Here is a 19255-nt window from a genome sequence, read left to right as displayed (position 1 = left end):
ACATCTCAGAACAAAAAAAATGACAGCGATGTCATTATAAAATAGAAGAATAATCGATATTTTTTAGTCACATCTAAATATAAATATGATTTATACACTTCGTTACAAACCACATGCAAAACTGCCCAAAAAGTCCAGTCATCATAGTTACACTGAGGGGAAAACAAACCAATAGCTATTCTTACGTTATTCATCTATATTGGGAACATGCATTTGATGCGAACAATTCTTATGTAGTAGGAGAGCTAACATGGATCCAGTCACACTTATTTTTGATTACCTTTTTACCATTCAAGCGTTTTTATTGATTTTCGTTATTGTGGTACTAAAAGGGAGTATCAAATTTGTCCCGCAGAACCGTGCGTGGATTATTGAACGTTTCGGTAAGTATCAATCCACTAAAGAAGCCGGGCTTAACTTTATTCTGCCATTTATCGACCGCGTAGCCTCCGATAGGAGCTTAAAGGAGCAAGCCGTTGATGTGCCATCTCAATCAGCGATAACCAAAGACAATATTTCATTGATTGTTGATGGTGTACTCTATTTTAGGGTTTTAGATCCGTATAAAGCGACTTACGGTGTTGACGATTATATCTTCGCGGTAACTCAGCTTGCGCAAACCACCATGCGTAGCGAACTGGGTAAAATGGAGTTGGATAAAACCTTTGAAGAGCGAGATTTACTTAATACCAACATCGTCGCCGCCATCAACTCAGCTTCTGATCCTTGGGGCATTCAAGTACTGCGCTACGAGATTAAAGATATTGTGCCACCAAATTCTGTAATGGAAGCAATGGAAGCACAAATGAAGGCTGAGCGTGTGAAACGAGCTCAAATATTAGAGTCAGAGGGTGACCGTCAAGCCGCAATCAATGTCGCGGAAGGTAAGAAGCAAGCACAAGTGCTTGCAGCTGAAGCCGAAAAGGCAGAACAGATCCTAAGCGCTGAAGGTGAAGCAAAAGCGATTATTGCCGTTGCAGACGCACAAGCCGAAGCTCTGCGTAAAGTCGGTGAAGCTGCAAATACCGAAGAAGGTCAAAAAGCCATCCAGCTTGACTTAGCAACAAAAGCCATTGCAGCAAAAGAAGCGATAGCTAAAGAATCTTCTGTGGTATTGCTACCAGACAATGGCACAGATGCAAGTTCGCTTGTGGCACAAGGCATGTCTATTATTAATACATTAAATAAAAAGCAAGGGTAACGCCTATGGCCTTTTTACTTGAGCATTTAGCACAAACCTTAGTAGTACTAGGAATTGCTTGCCTAATTGTTGAGGTTGCGGTGCTTGGTTTTGCGACCTTTGTACTGTTCTTTTTAGGTCTGTCGCTGGTGATCAGCGGCGGCCTAATGTACGCAGGTATGCTCGATCAAACTTGGCTGACCGCACTTTGGTTTAATGCGTTAGTCACGACATCACTGGCTGTGTTTTTATGGAAGCCACTAAGACGTATGCAAGACGTCACCGACAATAAAGAAGTAACCAGTGATTTTGCTGAGCTTACCTTTACGCTAGAAAAGGACTTGAATGCAGATAGTCGTATTTTTCATACCTATTCTGGTATTGCGTGGCAACTAAAAAGTAAACAACCTATTACTGCAGGAACGGAAGTCAAAGTGGTTAAAAAAGAGGTTGGCGCGTTTTGGGTAGAGCCTAATTAAGCAAATTGGTATAACCTTGCGAACAAAGTGCCTAGCAGCCAATTTTGTTAGGCACTTTCAGTAATCCGCAGTATTCAGAAACAACTTTTTACCTTATTCGCTTTTCGTCTAATACCTTCTCGGTTTACTCTATCCTGCACAACAGTTACACTCAAATTTAGGTACAAGGTTAAACACCTCTAAACCATAAATAAAATACAATAAAAAACAAGGGATTATAATCTACAATGATTCGGGTCGAAAACTTAAGCCGAGTATACGGAAGTGGAGAGACACAAGTGCATGCACTAAAATCAGTTTCTCTAGAAGTAATGGAAGGTGAATTTGTCGCAGTAATGGGGTCTTCTGGCTCTGGAAAGTCTACATTAATGAATATACTTGGCTGCTTAGACTCTCCAACCTCCGGCTCTTACTATCTTGCTAATCAAGAAATTCAGGCCGTTGAAGATGAGGCCTTATCACAAATTAGAAATCAAAAAATTGGCTTTATCTTTCAAACATTCCACCTCCTTACTCGCCTAACCGCACTGGAAAATGTCATCTTACCGCTAAGGTACACCGAGACTTCTCCATCAGAGGCAAAAAGTCGCGGACTTGCCATGCTAAAAAAAGTAGGTCTTGATAGCAGAGCACATCACAAACCCTTCGAAATGTCTGGAGGACAACGCCAACGTGTTGCTATTGCGCGGGCGCTTATCAATGAGCCAAAAGTCATTTTTGCCGATGAACCAACTGGTAACTTAGATAGTAAAACCTCGCATGAGATCATGGAATTACTATGTCAGCTACACCAGCAAGGTCACACTATTGTAATGGTAACGCATGAAGACGATATTGCAGCATATGCCGAGCGTATCATCAGAATGAAAGATGGCGAGAAAGTGGAGGATAGCCAATGCGCAGCTATATCATAAGCATCGCCCTACTCACCTCTTTGCAGGCTTTTGCCAAACCAATTATCGTCTCGGGTCTCGTTAAAGCAGGTGAAACCCAAGTATTTCACGCACCGATGAGTGACTCTTGGAAGATTCAAATTCAATGGATGCTGCCCGAAGGGGAAGTTGCCAATGAGGGGGATATTGTCGTCGTCTATGATTCCGGCTCTATCGCGACCTCAATCGACCAAGATAAAGTTGCGCTCGATGCTGCAAAAGACGAATACAAACGAATTGAGCAAGACGGCGCCCAAAAAATACTCGAAGCTCAGTTTCAGTTGAAAAAAACCATTTTGCTCGTAGAAAAAGCCAAAATAGATGCTAACGTGCCAAAAGCCAACATCAGCACCTACGACTACGAACAACATCAGCTGACGTTAGAAAAAGCAATTATCGAAAACCATAAAGCCGAAATAAGTCTGCGCAAGGCCAAAACTGAAGCAAAAGCAAATACTCAGAAACAACAACTGGAGATAAGACGGTTAGAAGCAAGCCTGACACACAATCAAGAGCAGCTGGAAAAAATGAGTTTAAAGGCCAGTAACAGCGGCCCAATTCTGTATGCGGATCACCCTTGGAATGGCAACAAGTTGTTTGCTGGTGCAACAGTACAACCGGGTTGGAAAGTAGCAGAAATCCCTTCTACAGCAGGTCTGTATCTAGAAGCATGGATCCATGAAGTAGATGCTATTGGTATTAAGGAGGGTCAAACTGCCGATTTAAAGTTTGACGCCTTTCGCTCCTCATCAACGCCTAGTACGCTCACTGAGCTATCAACACAACCTGAAAAGCGCCAAGACTGGGGCCAAGGCATGTATTACCGAGCTAAGTTCACATTCAACACCGATTTGCCACTACTACCGGGCATGAGCGGAAGCATAACTTTGCCAGGAGAGAAAAATGAAAGTTAAGTTACTGGCAGTCATCATTCCACTCTATTTACTAGGCTGCAGTCAGGCCCCCAGCGATATACATATCGTTAAGGCACAGCCAATCACTATCACAGTGGAAGCGAATGGTGAATTGGAATCAAAAAGCCGCGCTTTGATAGCACCACCTTCAATCAAGCGTATGTGGCAATACAAGATAAAACAGCTAATGCCAGAAAATACCTCGGTTCAGAAAGGTCAAATTGTTGTTTCATTTGACGATCAAACCGTTAGAGATCGCTTGATGGAATACAATTCTAAGCTAAGCCAAGCGCAAAAAGAGCTAGAAAATAAACAAGCTCAAGTCGAGAAGCAAGAAGAAGAATACAAACTCGCACTCGCTGAAGCGCAAATGAACTTTGATAAGGCAAAACGTCGCGCAGAGATCATAGATAACTCACGCTCAGACAACGATCGTAAAAAGGCGCAAATCGACTTCACCATTGCAACCAATGATTTAGAGCTTGCCCGCAGTAAACTCGCTTTTCATCTAGACAACAAAGAGCTGAGTATCCAAATGGCAAGAAGCAAGGTTGCACGAATGGATGCTGAAGTAAAAGAACTAAAACGTGACATAGAGCGTTTACAAGTAAAAGCGCCAATGGATGGGTTAATCGCATACCGAGCAAACTGGGAAGGTGAAAAGCCTAGTGTTGGTGAATCCATGCAATTTGGTCAACCTGTTGTTGAGCTATCAGTTATTGAACAAATGCAAGTAAAAGCACAAATTAAAGAAGCCGACTTTGGACGGATTAAATTGGGGCACAAGGTCAAAGTTACCATAGACAGTGCCGACGGTTATGTTATCGGCGGAACACTCGTTGAAATTGGAAAGGCCTTTAGAGAAAAGTCGCATCAAGATAAAAGCCGCATTGTCGATGCTATCATTGAGTTGGACAAGGTTGATACTGAAAAGCTGAGACCAGGCTTGAGCGCTCGCGTAGAGATAGTGACAGCACAACTCGATAACGCCTTGACCGTGCCATTGAGCGCCTTAAAACAAAGTGCTGGTAAAGTGCTCCTAGACACAAATAGCGGAGAAAAAGAAGTAACCGTCTCGTATACGACTCCGACGCTTGCCGTGCTTTCTTCTGGGATTAGTCAAGGCGCGGAGGTGAAGCTATGAGAAAAAAAATACTCGCGATTGTTGTCACACTTTGGTTACTTGGCTGCCAAGAAGCGCCTGAGCAACCAACACAACTCCTATATACCGTAGAGTCGAAGCCATTTTCGATCACTGTGGATGCAGAGGGAGAATTAGAAGCCACAAGTGAAACTGTCATATCCGCCCCAACCTCAGCGAGAGGGGCTCAAACGCTCGCTTGGATCATGCCGGAGTACACTCAGGTGAAAAAAGGCGATGTTATTGCACGTTTTGATGGCAGCCAATTAGAAAGACGAAAACGCTTTAGTGAATTCGACAAGGGCAAAGTCGCGCAAGACATCACCGTAACAGATAGTGATTTAACCACGAGAAAGTCCCATTTGGACAGCGACAAAGTGATCGTCAGTGAAGAGAAACACTTTGCTGAAACCTTTTCAATTGATGATGAACGGATCCGCTCAAAGCTCGACATTTTGGATCAAATGCAAAATGTTGAATACCTCAATGCAAAAGAGGCATATTTTGGCTGGCAGACAGAGCAGTTTTCATCCTCTGCACTTGGGGAAATGGAACTGTTAAAGCTGCAGTCAAAACAACATGAAAGCAAAATTGCGATGTACAACGCGAATTTAGAAGGTCTTGAAGTCATCGCACCACATGACGGCTTACTTACCCTAAATGCTGATTGGCGTGGCGAAAAACCAAAACCAGGGCAAGCATTATGGCCTGGCCAGAAGATCGGGGGATTACCAGATATTTCATCACTGCAAGCCAAGCTTTTCGTTCATGAAAAAGAAGCGCTCAGCCTTGCGATTGGTCAAAAGGTAGAGTTTACTCTGCTCTCGAATAGTGATGAACGCTTTGGTGGCAAAGTCACGAAAGTATCACCTTACCCACAATCTATTCGTCGCGGAGATCCACAAAAGTACTATGAGGTCATTGCCAACCTTGATGAGACTCCAGCCTACTTTAAACCTGGCAATAAGGTGCTTGCAACGTTATTTGTCCAAGAAAATAAGCAAGCGTTACTTGTGCCTAAACATAGTATTATCAATGACAACAATGCGTTTTTTGTTCAAGTTAAAGACGGTAGTCAGTTTAAACGCGTAAAAGTGGAGTTAGGTCAAAGCAACCTAAGCCATACCGAAGTATTGGCAGGTTTGTCTCCCAACCAACAAATTGCACTTGTCCCGAATAAGGAACTGTAATGAAATATTTGGATTTATTTACCGATGCTATTGTGCAATTAAAACAACATAAGCTTAGAACTTTGCTGACCCTGCTCGGGATGATTTTTGGTGTGGGTGCCGTTATTGCTATGTTAAACATCGGTGAAGGTGCTGAACGAGAAGCCCTCAAAATGATCGATTCAATGGGGATTAATAATGTTATTGTCAGCGCCAAAGACATTGAAGAGAACGACCTAAAAGAGCAGCGAAAACACTCGCAAGGTCTTAATCTACTAGACGGCCAAGTGATTGTCGACGCCCTACCCTTTGTGACCGACTTCTCGGCTGAACGACTGGTGGATACCTACCAGATATTTAGCGAATTCGGCAGCTTTGAAGGGGAAGCGGCAGGCGTCACAGCAAACTATTTTAGCCTCGCGCATTATGAACTCGCTGATGGTCGCCTATTAAATACTGAAGATAGCAAGGAATATAGGCAGGTTGCGTTACTTGGCGCAAACACCGCAAAAACCCTATTTCCACTCGGAAGCGCTGTTGGCCAACAAGTAAAAATCAACCATTTATGGTTTGAGGTTGTTGGCATTTTGCAAGCACCGCACCTGAATAAAAAGGAGTTTCAAGGCGTTGCATTAGGTGGTGAACAAAGCCGTATTTTTGTGCCTCTGACAACCGCTATTCATCGCTTTAATAAAGGATTACTTGAGCCAGAGCTTACCGAACTGAAACTCGCCATCGACAAATCGCAAAGTCCAATTTTAGCATCTCAAGCTATCACTAACATTCTTACCAACCGCCATAGCGATATTGATGACTATAGACTGACTATTCCCGCAGCTTTGCTTGCTCAGCAAAAGCAAACGCAGGCCATTTTTAATATGGTCATGTCTTGCGTTGCGGGTATATCACTCCTTGTTGGTGGTATTGGTATTATGAATATCATGCTCGCAACCGTGCTTGAACGAACCAAAGAAATCGGCTTATTACGCGCAATCGGTGCGACTCGGAAAAATATTCAAGTTCAGTTTATTACAGAGAGTTTTACCATCTCGATACTCGGCGGGCTGTTAGGTGTGGTGTTTGGTATTTTACTTTCAGAGATAATTGCATTTTATTCAAACTGGGCGGTATCTTGGTCTCTAAGCGCTATTTTCCTTTCTTTTAGTATTTGTGCCTTAGTTGGCTTAACATTTGGTGTATATCCCGCTATTAAGGCTTCAAAGCTAGACCCGATCGAAGCGTTACAAAGTGACTAACCAACAAGAAGGAGCACTACCGCTGCTCCTTTATCTCACATATAACCCGTTTCTTCGCCTGCAGCTCTATGACTAAAGTCATTAATTTGCATGCTTTTTGTTGGACTTTTTTTCGCCACAAGGTAAACTTTTATGCGATTTAACTCAAAAATAACTGGAAGCATTGTATGAGCAAAGAATGCTCGTATTGCTTTGTGTTAGTTTTACTGCTTAGTAAATCTTTGAATATGTTACTTACTAAGCGTTGAAGAAAACAGTAACACTAAGTAAAAATGCTGATGCGAATGGAACTTCAAGGACAAATAATGAAAAAAGTAACGCTTATCGCACTTTCACTTATCTCTCTCACCGCATGTAAAAGTAATGATATCAATCGCGTAGTTAACGACGGTGTTGACGGTGCCATCAACGGTATTTTTGGCGGCTCAAGCACTGTGGTTTCAGCAACGGGTAGTGGCTCTAGCAATGATTATTCAATCAAAAAAGAAAAGGTATGGCCTCACCAAGCGACAAAAACTGCTCGAGATTATGGCTCATTGGCATTTGTGAAAACGGCAAAGAACCCAGAAGGTAAAACCAGACTTAAATTTAACGAATGCAAACACCCGCGGATCGGCAAAATAAAGTGCGAAGGCTATTTGTATGAAGTTTCACCTGAGGGCTGGTTAATAAAAGGCGATTCAATTCACTTTGGTACGCATTACTACACTGATATTGTTATCCCCGCTGGGCAGTACTATATAAAAATTGAAGGTGAAGATGTGGGTAAAGATGTCTACGCGACAGGAACCATTGAAATTTCTCCCTTTGTTACTAACTATATTAATGTAACCGTCCAATAAGAGTCACAATAAGTACCTAGTTTTCGCAAAGCAGCTAGGTACTTTTTACCAGAACAATTCCCTCTTTAATCAACCAACCCAAAATGACGCTTCTTATTCATTTTATTTCATCAATATTGCAAAAAAGTTCCCAATAAAGAAACTGGCAGTCAACGCGTTAACTTTTAAATTCACTTTAAATTACAAAATGATGACTATTTTCCCTAACGTTTGAGCGCTTCTTTATTTTTCCTCAACTCTCAAAAAGTTTAGATTTATTCAACAATAATAATTAGTTAGTTAAAAATAACAAAGACTAAAACTTCTCTCTAAATTTCCAACGGAAACATAAGGTTATTATTTTGTTTATTTTTTGTTATTTATTTATTTGAAATTCTTTATTACCTTAGAGTGTGTGCTCAAAGTAATAGCACTAATAATCAGCCGCACTCATTCGCTCGTTTATCTCATGTATTGAGTCATCGCGTTTTAGTGGGAAGGAATCTTCAAAATAATTATGGAGTTAACATGCAAGGGTTAAAGTCTCTATGCGTTTTAGCATCTGCAATAAGTATGCATTGTCACGGCGCAGAACGTGTCTCCTTATTCAATGACACGCAGAAAATCGCGCCTACTTTACAACAAAAACAATCCACATTTAGTGATGATTCTAATCAAAACTATCTACTTGCGCTTAAAGCATTTACAGCGCAATACACAGGCCATACGCTTACCTTTCATCAAAGCCAAGTAGGTCAAACCAAGCAAAGCCATACCATAACTCAAAAGTACCACAATATTCCTATCTGGAATCATGACCTTGTTGTGCTGACAGACGAGAATGGAGTCGTTGAACAAGTTTATGGTGATCTCATTGTTAACGTCGCTAAAGATATACCCACGCTAACTCCTGTTACAGAAGAACAACTTAGCGCGACGCTAGACTCTATTATTTCTCAGTTTACCAGTGAACGTCCTAGAGTTTTTAGACGTGCATCAGCAGAAGAAGTCATTTATATCGATGCGCATGGTAAAGCCCGACACGCAGCCAAACTTGCTTTTTTCACTGATTTTAAATCAGGTCCTTTTAAGCCTCAAAGGATCCTCTCTTTTGTAGACTTAACAACAAACGAGCTTATCAGCCAAACCGATGTGTTGCAGCGGGTTGTGTATGAGGGCGGAAGCGGTCCATCTGGCAATGATAAGGTTTCACGTCCAGATTACCAACAAGCAGATTATGTTTCTTACCCACCAAAGACCTTTGTTGTAGCGATGGAAACAGACGCTCAGCAGACTAACTGCTTATTTGATGCAAAAAACGTAGAGACCAGAAACTACAATCACGGCACCGCACAAGTTAATACGCCATATAGCTATAACTGCTCAGATTCAACTCGTAATGATTATAAAGAATATCATGGTGCTCGCTCTGCTTTAAATGATGCCCATCATCATGGACAAACAGCGAGTTTGATGTTCGAGGCGTATCTTGGACATAAGCCCTACTTTAATAAAAAGATAATTCAAAATGTCCATTATGGTCTGAACATGGATCAGGCATTTTATGAAAACGGCGAGGTCTATTTTGGTGATGGTGACTACCTCTTCTACCCTATGGTTTCGTTGGATGTCGTTGCCCATGAAATCGCTCACGGATTTACCGAAGAATATGGCTCAAATACGCCAAAATCAATGCTGACAGGTCAAGCTCGTGCCATTAACGAAGCCTTTTCTGATATGGCGGGTGAAGCAGCTGAATTTTTCTACTCAGGGACGAATGATTGGAAAAGTAATCACGAAACGTTCCGCCTTGATGATGCACTACGTTATTTCAAAACTCCTACGCTAGATGGAAATTCAATTGATCATGTTGAGGACTATGACGACTCAGTCACTTCTCACCATGGCGCAGGCGTATTTAACAAAGCTTTTTATTACCTCACTACTGCTGATCTAGACAACGAAACCTCACCGTGGAATACAAAGTACGCCTTTATCTTGTTTGCTAACGCAAATAAAAACTGCTGGACCAGCAATAGTACTTATCTTACTGGTGCTGATTGTGTCATGCGACAAACCGACACGGTGACTGATCAGCTGATCCATGATGGGGTCAAAAAGCAAGATGGAAGCAACTGGCAAGTCACTGAATTACAAAACCACGTTCGTAAGGCATTTGCACAAGTCGGTATAGGTCTGAAGGTCGACCGTGGACTCGAGAGTGAACTTGGCTTTGATCGTCAATTCTTAGCTTTTGACTTTAAAAACTTAACTCGCCGTGACGGCCAGCAAGTTTCGGCTAGTAACAGCGAAGGCTGGCAATGGCAGTGGAATTTTGGTGATGGAAGTGCACAAAGTAGCGCCTTTGAGCCCACACACAACTATACTACTGCGGGCGAATACAATGTTGAACTGACCGCCATCGCCCCCTCTGGTCAGTCAGATACTTTTATGCTGCCTATTGAAGTTTTTGACGACTATTGCCCCGCGCAAGGCATCAATCATAGCAAGTACTACTTATCATCAGTTTCGTTGAACAGCTACAAAAACGATTCTACATCAAGCAATTATAGCGACTACTCACATGATGTAGTCGAAGTTAAGGATGGTAAAGCACTCAATGTAACGCTAACCGCAGCCCCCCATCCAGATACTCAAGACAAGACAAAGAACTTTTATGTCTGGTTAGACAAAGATAATGATGGCTTATTTCATAAGACGGAAGAACTCGCACTTTTTGGCAGCAGTAAAACGCAATTGACTGGCGAGATCTCATTGAGTGGTGAGCTAAACCAAAGCTACCGCCTTCGAACTATGGTGTCATTTGGTCTAGTGAAATCCGCGTGTGACGACATGTCTTGGGGCGAAGTTGAAGACTACACAGTGAAGCTCATTGAAAACACAGATCCTGTTGATTTAAGGATCAGCACAAACCAAGGTGTCAATCAGATTAGCTTTGAAAACAATACTGTCGATGCACGTGTTAAACGTTGGCATTGGAAATTTGGCGATGGCACAACCAGTAGTGAAAAGTCGCCTATTCACCAATATGCGCAATCTGGCAACTATGCGGTCGAGCTAAAAGCATATGACAGATTCAACAAGGTAATTGGAAGCTGGAACAAACAAGTTCAGTTCAACACCACTATCACGGCAAGATTCACACCTCGTAAATCCGGTAGTACTGTTTATGTAGATACAAATCAGAGTGTTATCCCTAAAGGTAGCACAATACAGTGGCAATTTGGAGATGGTGTCACGTCCTCGGTAAGAGACACTCAGCACACCTATCAAGCCGATGGCGAGTACACGATCACACTCACAATTAATCATGCTGATGGCACACAATCTACCACTGAAACAGTGAAAATTGGTGAGACGAGCTTTACGCCTGATGTGAGCTACACGGTAAGCGAACAAGCAGACGGTACGTTTAAGGTCAGCTTCAGTAATACCACCACAAAACCTGATAATGCTTCAAGATACCCAGATGTAACATTGGAATGGAACTTTGGAGATGGCTCAACACTTACGCAAACTGGTGATTTTGGCCAAGACACCGAACACACCTATCAAGCCGCTGGTAACTTTAGCGCAAGCCTTACTATTAGTTACAACAAACCTATTTGGGATGATTGGGGAAGCCGAGTTACAGGTACCAAAAATATGCTGCTAGAGCTTAAATCAACACAACCTGTTGAATATTGCACGGCTGTAGGTCTGACCGATTATGAACACATCAGTAACGTGACTTTCAATCAAGATGGTCCATTTAGCAATGCACAGCAACCTGGTGTCGTTAATCCTAACAATCCAATTAAGCTCTATGCCACGCAGAATAATACTTATCGTATTGAGGCAGGTTATGCAGGCAATGAAGCCTTCGCTGAAAACTACCACATCTGGATAGATTTAAACGGCGACGGTCAATTTGGCGATGGCGATTGGAGAAACAACAAATCAGAGTTGCTGGTCATGGATTTTGACCAAACTAACCAAGACTACGGTAAAGGCTATGTTGAGGGGGAATTTAGCATTCCAAGCAATAAGCTGTCACAACCTGTCACAACGACTCGAATGAGAATTTTGCAGTATTACGGATTTAGCAGAGTAAATAGTATCGATCCTTGCTCTGACTATAGCAGTGCCGCGACCTCGGGGAGCGGAGAAATTGAAGACTACCTTGTAGAAATCTATAAGAATTAAGGAAAATAAAATGAAAAAACTAAACAAAAAGGTGCTCATGCCGCTTGCAATCGCGTTAGCAGTCAGCAATGCGGTTGCTGCTAGCAACAGTGTTAATGAACAACCAACTACCACGGCGTCGAAACAGAAGTCTGGGCCTGCTGCAACCCAGGGTATTGCAGTAACTCAGCCAGACCAATTCGGGATCCGTAAACTCGATATGTCCAATCCGCAGCACTATCAATTGGCTAAGTCACGCTTAATCAAAGCAAACCGTATTGAGAGCGAGTTCCCACAGCTACACAAAACGCTAGATGTAGCAAAAGGACAGCACTTATCAGCCAAAATGAATATGACCACCTCTGAAGTGCCGCCAGTTAGTGAAACTGAAGTGGATATCATTAAAGAAGCACATTTCTTCTTGGATATGAACTTAGCTATTTCGTCTGATACAAACGAGCCTTATCTCATTGTACGTGCAAAAAGCTCACGCTTTGGTGGTACAAAGGCGACCTACATCGACTTGTTGTTAGAAGATGCAAATGGTAATCAGCTTGCGCCTTTAGGTTCTACATTTAATGTACTAGATGGTAAAGACACACTTGCAACTTCGACTATTTCCCTGAAGTCGTTGAAAGCAAACTTTCCCAACCTAGATACCATTTACGCAAGTTCATACGTTGAACTAGAGCAAGAAGATGGCACTATCAGTACGACGATGAAGTACACTGAATATCCATTTTCGTGGGAACACTTTGAAGCGCTTTATGGCTCAGCTTTGCCAGCGGCAAAAGGTGAGGCTTCTGCACTTAACGTAGGGATCAGCTCATCATTGGACACACGTCCGAAATACAATGCGACTGCACCTATCGATAAAAACAACGACGCGGTTATTAAAATCTGTTTAAACCGCAGTCACACTGACTGTGACTACGCAGCAGATCAATACCGCGAACCGAATGAAATTACTAATGTAAATATCCCATTCAACGGCGAACTACGAGTTCCTCACGAGATCACTGAGATCTATCCAACTGTAGGCGATTTGCCAAACGGTATTGATGAACCAACAAATATCTATCTACAAGAAGGTATCTATGGTGGCGCGACAAAACAAAGCTATAAGGGCCTTGAAAATGCAGTTAAGCAATTTTCTGATTATTTAGAGTTTGAAGTTGATACGGTAAATCAAGAGTCGATTATCCGTTGGAATATTCCACGCTCGGAAGGCCGTTTTGGTAATGCCAAACTATTCTCAAATATCGCTGAAGCAAACTGGTATATGACCTTTGCTGTTAAAGGTTATCCGTACTTTAAGAAAGGACGTGGTGGTGCCGTTGCATTCCAAGTTTCACTAACGTCAGAAACATCAACGCGTTTTGGTAACTTCTATAGTGAAGTATTACCTATGATGAAGTTAGGTTATAGCTGTCTAGCTACAGGCACAATGATCACCATGGCCGATGGTAAGCAACGTGCTATTGAAGACATTGCAAAAGGCGATTTGGTTTTAGGTGCACTTGCTTCGAATACCCAAGTTAAAGAACCTATGCAAGTTATTGATGTGTCAGTTGGTATTGAAGCTATCAAGATGTATCGCGTAAAAGGCGCAGATGGCTCTGATATCTTAACTACCGAGACTCACCCAATTTCGACCTCAAATAAAGGAATTATTTGGGCGAAAGAGCTAAAAGTTGGCGATCGTATCTTAACTGAGAATGGATCGGTGCTGGTAACAAGCGTGACTAAAGAGAAGTATCGCGACAAGATTTATAACCTAAAACTTGCTCCAACAGCAGATTCTAAACTAGCTGAGTCACGTAACTTTGCCATGTTTGCCAATGGTATGGCGGTAGGCGATCTTGCTACACAAGATGAGTTTAACTACAAAGATCAGGACGTACGCATGTCAGAAGAAGAGATCCTCCAACGTCTTCCTGAAAAGTGGAAAACAGACTACATCAACAGCCTGAACTAATCGCTGCTTCTGGCCTCTCCTATTGAGGGGCCATACTTCTCAGTAAGGAATTCAACATGAAATTTATATATTCTCCATTGGCACGTGCCATGGGGGTAATGGGACTTTTTGCCTGCAGTTTTTCAGCTACTGCTGATCAAATTGCTAATCCAGAGTTCACTACCCAAGCAAATAACTCTGATTTAGACTCAGTGACACTCGGTACTGCTTACCATAGTGAAAAAGAAGGTTTTTATGCACTGCAAAGTGTGCTTGGCCGAGTTGATGAAACCTATGGCAATACCGAAATGGATTTTGTCGTCGGTGTAGATATGAGCTATAGCCAACTATCTAGCATGCTAGATGGTAACTTAGGCGCTGCACTTGATGTTCCTGTCATAAAAGTGGGTGTTGGTGCAAGCTATGCAAAACAAAACGCCGCAGATAACTACACCGGTACGTACACTCTATTTCTTTCATTAAAACCAAAAAAACGGCTGTTAGTTGCGGATCCTCAAACCGGGTTTAAACCTACACAAGCTGCGCTTGATTTGGTCAATGCTAACCCTGGAGATAAATTCAATAATATTGGTAATGAGTTTGTATCAGCGATTGAGTACGGCTCTCAAGTTATGATCAACCTCAAGTTCCAATATAAAAATGACGAAGACAAAGTCAAATGGGGTGGTCAGCTAGGTGTAGACTGGGCTGGTAAAGTCAGTGTCAGTGGTAAACTGCAAAAAGTAGACGAAAACGTCAAACGTAACATCAAGATTACGGTTTCTGCGCTACAACTTGGTGGTGACCCGACAGAGCTCTTGAAAGTGATCCCAAATCAGCTCGTCAACTGTACAATGGAAAACCCAACACCATGCTTTGATGTATTTAAAAACAGTATCGATTACATCAAAACTAACTACGTCACTCAGTTTGACACCCTAGATAAATACAACGTCGGCCGAGTCTTAACACAACGTTATACCGATTCAGGGCCAAGCCTATCGCCCTTAGTACCTGATGATGTGTATCCTGCTAAAAGTATCCTGACTAAATTGGCACTCAAAAACATGAGTGACGATTGGGTGCAGGCAATACTCGATAATCGTCGTGCCGATAACCTACTCAATTACTACGCCAGTGAGTTGAATAACTCACATCGAACTGCATTAGAAACTATTCGCGATAATGCACTCTTTAACTCATTTATTCTGGCAGACGCCGTTGATTATTGTAAGCGTAATCCAATAGGTAATTACTGTCGCGATAGAGAGCTACAGACTCGTGGCCGCGTTCATCAGTATGACCGTAAATGGCTAGAATTATAAGGAATAAGACTATGTTAAAAGTCATGCTAACCAGCACATTAATAGCCTCGTTCGCTGCCACAATAGCACCATCAGCACAGGCAAACACGACTTTATTTGAATCTCGAGATGTACTTACGCCACAGCAAGCGTTAGGACGCTTTCAATGGTTGGAAAAGTGCTATCCAGGGTTATTGGTAGAAGTCTCTGACAATATCTTTGATCCCACTACCCCTATTCCAAATGATGAGAAAATAGCAAATCTGAAAAAGGTGATGCTATACAAAAATAGTACCCTCAGGACTGATGCGAAATACCTCACCTTTGGAGATGAAGATAATGCGAATCCGAAGAACTGGTTTGCGGGTAAATCTCCAAACACTTCCTGTTTACAGATCCCGTCAGATTATCGGATCAGCGCGGTGATGGTTACACCTGCAATGCCAAACTATTGCACCACGAAGTCTCGTGAACGCGCCTATGAGTTTATCAAATCGGTTAAGTTTTCAAATATTGAAAACACCAGTAGCAACACCTTTTACAGTAACTATGTTGGCGATACTGCGAAAATATATGCAGATAGAAGCTACCAGTTAACGTTAACCCCAGGGTTTAGTAGTGCAGAAACATACCCAGAAACCTGGCACGTGTTTATTGACTGGAACCAAGATGGCGACTTTAACGATACAAAAGAAACCTTATTTGCTGGTGTTTCTGAGCAAGCAGCTCAGGTAGAAATTACACCGCCAACGGGCGCCAAAAAGGGCATGACGAAAATGCGCGTTACCATGGATTACTTAGGTGGCAGCAATGACGCATGTAAAGAAGTAGACTCCGGTGAGGTAGAAGATTACCTCCTTTACGTGAAGTAATAGGTGGCAACATGAACTTATACAAACAAACTATCGCGGCACTTATTGCCAGCACTACACCTTTCGCATTCGCAGATTCCAATTTTGTGAACGAAGCAGAATTAATGCAAAAAGCACAGAATGTGAACACCTTCCAAAGTGAAATCCCTGGGTTGATGAACGATCACATTGTGCTAGGTACGGCTTATAACAGCGACCAAAAACGCTTTTTGAATGTTCAAACTGTCGCAGGTGAAACTGTTGAGACTCTCGGTAATACCCGTGTGCAATTTGAACTAGTAAACAATGGCAGCTATGACGAAGTGCTCCGTCAACTGAATGGTAATGTTGATGTTGATGTTGGCTTTCCGGTCATTCGTGTGAAAGCTGGTGGCCATTTAGCTAAAGAAATGTCCTCGACTGAGTTTTCTAATACCTATACTTTCCAAGCATCATTAACACCGAAAAAGCGTGTACTTATGCCGGCAGATGCCAACATTGGATATACGTTGACACCTTCGGGTAATACGCTAGCCAACGAGTATCAAAGTAAACTAATGAGCATGGCAGGCGATGGATTTATCAGTGAGATTGAATACGGTGCGCAGCTACTTATTAATATGAAAATTGAATACTTAAGTGAGCAGCACAAAAGTGAAATTGGCGGTTACTTAGGGGTAAGTTACGGCGCTGGTAATATTGGCATTAGCGTCGATGGTAAGCTTAATTACATTGACGAAGACCTTAAGAAAAGTGTGCGCATTACCGTCAGAGCCTTACAAAAAGGCGGTGATCCTAAACAGCTCCTCAGCATAATCCCTAACAATATTATCACTTGTTCACTCGATAACTACGAGCCTTGCTTTACCTTATTTGAGCAAGCGGTGAACTATGCGAAAAACGACTTTGGCAATCAGTTTAATGCGCTATCTGATTACAACGTCGTGCGTTACAAAGCTACGCCTTACGAGATCAGTTCACAAGATGTACGCCGCTTAGATTCAGGTAATAAAGATATTCGCTTTGAAACCACCTACCGCACTTTATGGCTTGAGGATCAATTCAAAAAGTCGGTTAATCATGAACACCGTGCACGTGGTGTGCTTGCGCAATACGCTAGCTGGATGACGGATGTACAACGTCAAAAGGCAGAGGGTGTACAAGAAGCCGCTTACAACAATGCTTGGATTTATGAGCAATATGCTCGAGTTTGTCGTGATAATCCTTATGGTACTGCTTGTACAGATGCGTGGAATGATTACCTAAATACCTGCAGTGGTAGTGGCGTCGGTTGCATACAAAACTACACACTTGCCGATCTGAATATACCAGCTGATAACATGACGCAATACTTCAAATGTGAAAATGCCCGAGAAGCAACAGCAAACTTTGGTGTCGAAGAAAATCATGTATCACTTGGGTTTAGGCAGTTAGGCTGGGCGCCTTCCTTTGTTGATGCAAATGACCCTGCTGCAGGCGTGATGGTCTGGCTACCATGTAAATCAGCCCTGCCAACCTATGGAACCGCTTTTGAAAATTAGTGAGTAGCCGACAGCGCTAAGATTCAAATAGTTCAACTGAGGCGTGGTAAGTAATACAAAATCGAATATTGAGTTGTTACTTCCTCGCCTCATCCCACAGTAAACCATTTACAGGAATTTATGTATGCACTTAAGAACCATATTAATAGTGCTCTGTGGCCTGTTAAGCTTTTATGCAAATGCACATACCTATTACTCTTTAAATACTGAGCATGAACAACTCGGACAGGGATTTGAACAGGAATTAGGCATACCGCTTGAATCGTGCCTCGATGGTCAATGGCAATTTCAGGGTGGTAGCATGGGCGACTTGGCTTATCGTGGCGATTTCGACTCGGATACCATGATCAATACCATCACAGGCAGCGTTAAAGCGGGTATAAATCTAGTTATTTTTGGTGGTTCAGCCAAATTTTCCATGCGCAGGAAAGTAACCAAAAATAGAAATTCAGCAGCTTCAGCGGTCGAATTAACCTACGAGAAAGGAAGCTATAACTTTGAAAGCCGTATGACTAAAGCGAATATTCTTGAACTCCTAAATACAGATCCGAATCAAGTAAGAAGCCGTTGTGGTGACAGCTTTATCCACAATATCAAACTGGGTTCGCGTATCTATGTCACCGCCAAACTTCACTTTAAAGATCGCACCAAATACGAATGGTTTCAAACCAAAATTAAAGTGAAGTTTCTTTTCTTTAGTAAAACCTTTACCAAGACCAAAGTATTTCAAGAGGCAACCAAAGATGCCGTATACACCATTCAAGTAAATACCGACGGCGGCATGACACCAGAACTGGCTAAGCTAACTAAAAATGGCACCATGCACTGCAAAACCGATAATCTAACGCCCTGTATTAATTATGCAGATAGTCTATTCAGTTACTTACTCGATGGCGGCAGTTATGTCGATGATCTCAAAGACGAACACTTAAACATATTAAAATATGAAGTTGAAAGTTATGAAGATTCCGGCCACTATGACCTCGCCTACGCTGGTCAAACAGCAATCTCTAACCGCTATATTGCACTGTCTGCAAGGCTCAGGAGTTATCAAGATTTAGTTTATGACGAAATAGAAAGGCTGAGCGCATTTAAAGCGGTATCTGAAGACCCACTTGAAATCGAACAGCTTACAGCTCGTATTTCTGCCCGTAATACACAGCGCATCGGACTTGAGCAAGCTGGCGAATACTGTGCAACTTTACCCGGTACAACCTTATGTGAAAATAGAATTGAATCAGCAATAGCACATGTTGACTAAAAGACCTGAGATATCGAAAGGTATTGGTGCCCATACACCTTATAGCGATTACCTGATCGCCATCCTCACAATGCTTTCCAACCAATGAGGCTATACGGCCTCTCTTACTCTCAATATTTATCAACTAGTTATAAATAATTAAGCAAGACTCTAGACATCCTATTGATCTATTGATTCTGTTGTCTCTTTAAAATCCACACCTAAAAACGCATCACCTTACCATTGCTATTCGCACGTGTAACGATTGGAAACTAGTCTCCAAAT

14 protein-coding genes are annotated in these 19255 nt (G+C 42.2%); all 14 read left to right on the top strand.

Annotated elements, in window-relative coordinates; all coding sequences use genetic code 11:
• The first annotated feature begins 250 nt into the window (after positions 1-250).
• The 14 genes from B1L02_RS23550 (at position 251) to B1L02_RS23480 (ending at position 18991) form a co-directional block, all read left to right on the top strand.
• Positions 251-1201 (top strand): SPFH domain-containing protein, encoded by a 951-nt coding sequence (locus tag B1L02_RS23550; RefSeq protein WP_088533117.1) that lies wholly within the window; start codon positions 251-253, stop codon positions 1199-1201.
• A gap of 5 nt (positions 1202-1206) precedes the next feature.
• Positions 1207-1659 carry an NfeD family protein gene (locus tag B1L02_RS23545; RefSeq protein ID WP_088533116.1) on the top strand — a complete coding sequence of 151 codons (453 nt, stop codon included), beginning with the start codon at positions 1207-1209 and terminating at the stop codon, positions 1657-1659.
• Between the two features lie 227 nt (positions 1660-1886).
• A complete protein-coding gene (locus B1L02_RS23540) occupies positions 1887-2573 on the top strand; it encodes an ABC transporter ATP-binding protein (protein ID WP_045989271.1) in 687 nt (228 codons plus the stop codon).
• Positions 2555-3505: an HlyD family secretion protein gene (locus B1L02_RS23535; RefSeq protein WP_088533115.1), complete on the top strand. Its 951-nt coding sequence runs from the start codon at positions 2555-2557 to the stop codon at positions 3503-3505. The genes B1L02_RS23540 and B1L02_RS23535 overlap by 19 nt, the downstream gene beginning before the upstream one ends.
• Positions 3495-4649, top strand: coding sequence for an efflux RND transporter periplasmic adaptor subunit (locus tag B1L02_RS23530; RefSeq protein ID WP_088533114.1), 1155 nt, complete (start codon positions 3495-3497; stop codon positions 4647-4649). The genes B1L02_RS23535 and B1L02_RS23530 overlap by 11 nt, the downstream gene beginning before the upstream one ends.
• A complete protein-coding gene (locus tag B1L02_RS23525) occupies positions 4646-5836 on the top strand; it encodes an efflux RND transporter periplasmic adaptor subunit (protein WP_088533113.1) in 1191 nt (396 codons plus the stop codon). The genes B1L02_RS23530 and B1L02_RS23525 overlap by 4 nt, the downstream gene beginning before the upstream one ends.
• A complete protein-coding gene (locus tag B1L02_RS23520) occupies positions 5836-7071 on the top strand; it encodes an ABC transporter permease (protein WP_088533112.1) in 1236 nt (411 codons plus the stop codon). Before B1L02_RS23525 ends, B1L02_RS23520 begins: the two co-directional genes overlap by 1 nt.
• Positions 7072-7376: 305 nt before the next feature.
• Positions 7377-7913 (top strand): hypothetical protein, encoded by a 537-nt coding sequence (locus B1L02_RS23515; protein ID WP_088533111.1) that lies wholly within the window; start codon positions 7377-7379, stop codon positions 7911-7913.
• 507 nt (positions 7914-8420) lie between these two features.
• A complete protein-coding gene (locus tag B1L02_RS23505) occupies positions 8421-12098 on the top strand; it encodes a PKD domain-containing protein (RefSeq protein WP_088533110.1) in 3678 nt (1225 codons plus the stop codon).
• Between the two features lie 10 nt (positions 12099-12108).
• Complete coding sequence (locus B1L02_RS23500) at positions 12109-14055, top strand: Hint domain-containing protein (RefSeq protein ID WP_088533109.1); 1947 nt, start codon at positions 12109-12111, stop codon at positions 14053-14055.
• A 56-nt stretch (positions 14056-14111) separates the two neighbouring features.
• Entirely contained in the window at positions 14112-15359 is a 1248-nt protein-coding gene (locus B1L02_RS23495; RefSeq protein ID WP_088533108.1) for an internalin, read from the top strand.
• Between the two features lie 11 nt (positions 15360-15370).
• Positions 15371-16210: a GEVED domain-containing protein gene (locus B1L02_RS23490; protein WP_088533107.1), complete on the top strand. Its 840-nt coding sequence runs from the start codon at positions 15371-15373 to the stop codon at positions 16208-16210.
• 11 nt (positions 16211-16221) lie between these two features.
• The gene (locus B1L02_RS23485) at positions 16222-17730 is read left to right on the top strand and encodes a hypothetical protein (protein WP_088533106.1); all 1509 of its coding nucleotides are present in this window, start codon (positions 16222-16224) and stop codon (positions 17728-17730) included.
• Between the two features lie 124 nt (positions 17731-17854).
• Positions 17855-18991, top strand: a complete 1137-nt coding sequence (locus tag B1L02_RS23480) for a hypothetical protein (RefSeq protein WP_088533105.1) — start codon at positions 17855-17857, stop codon at positions 18989-18991.
• Positions 18992-19255 lie beyond the last annotated feature (264 nt).

Origin of the sequence: Pseudoalteromonas piscicida, from assembly GCF_002208135.1 — a bacterium.
Taxonomy (GTDB): Bacteria; Pseudomonadota; Gammaproteobacteria; order Enterobacterales; family Alteromonadaceae; genus Pseudoalteromonas; species Pseudoalteromonas piscicida_A.
This window is presented reverse-complemented; position numbering and strand designations above follow the sequence as displayed.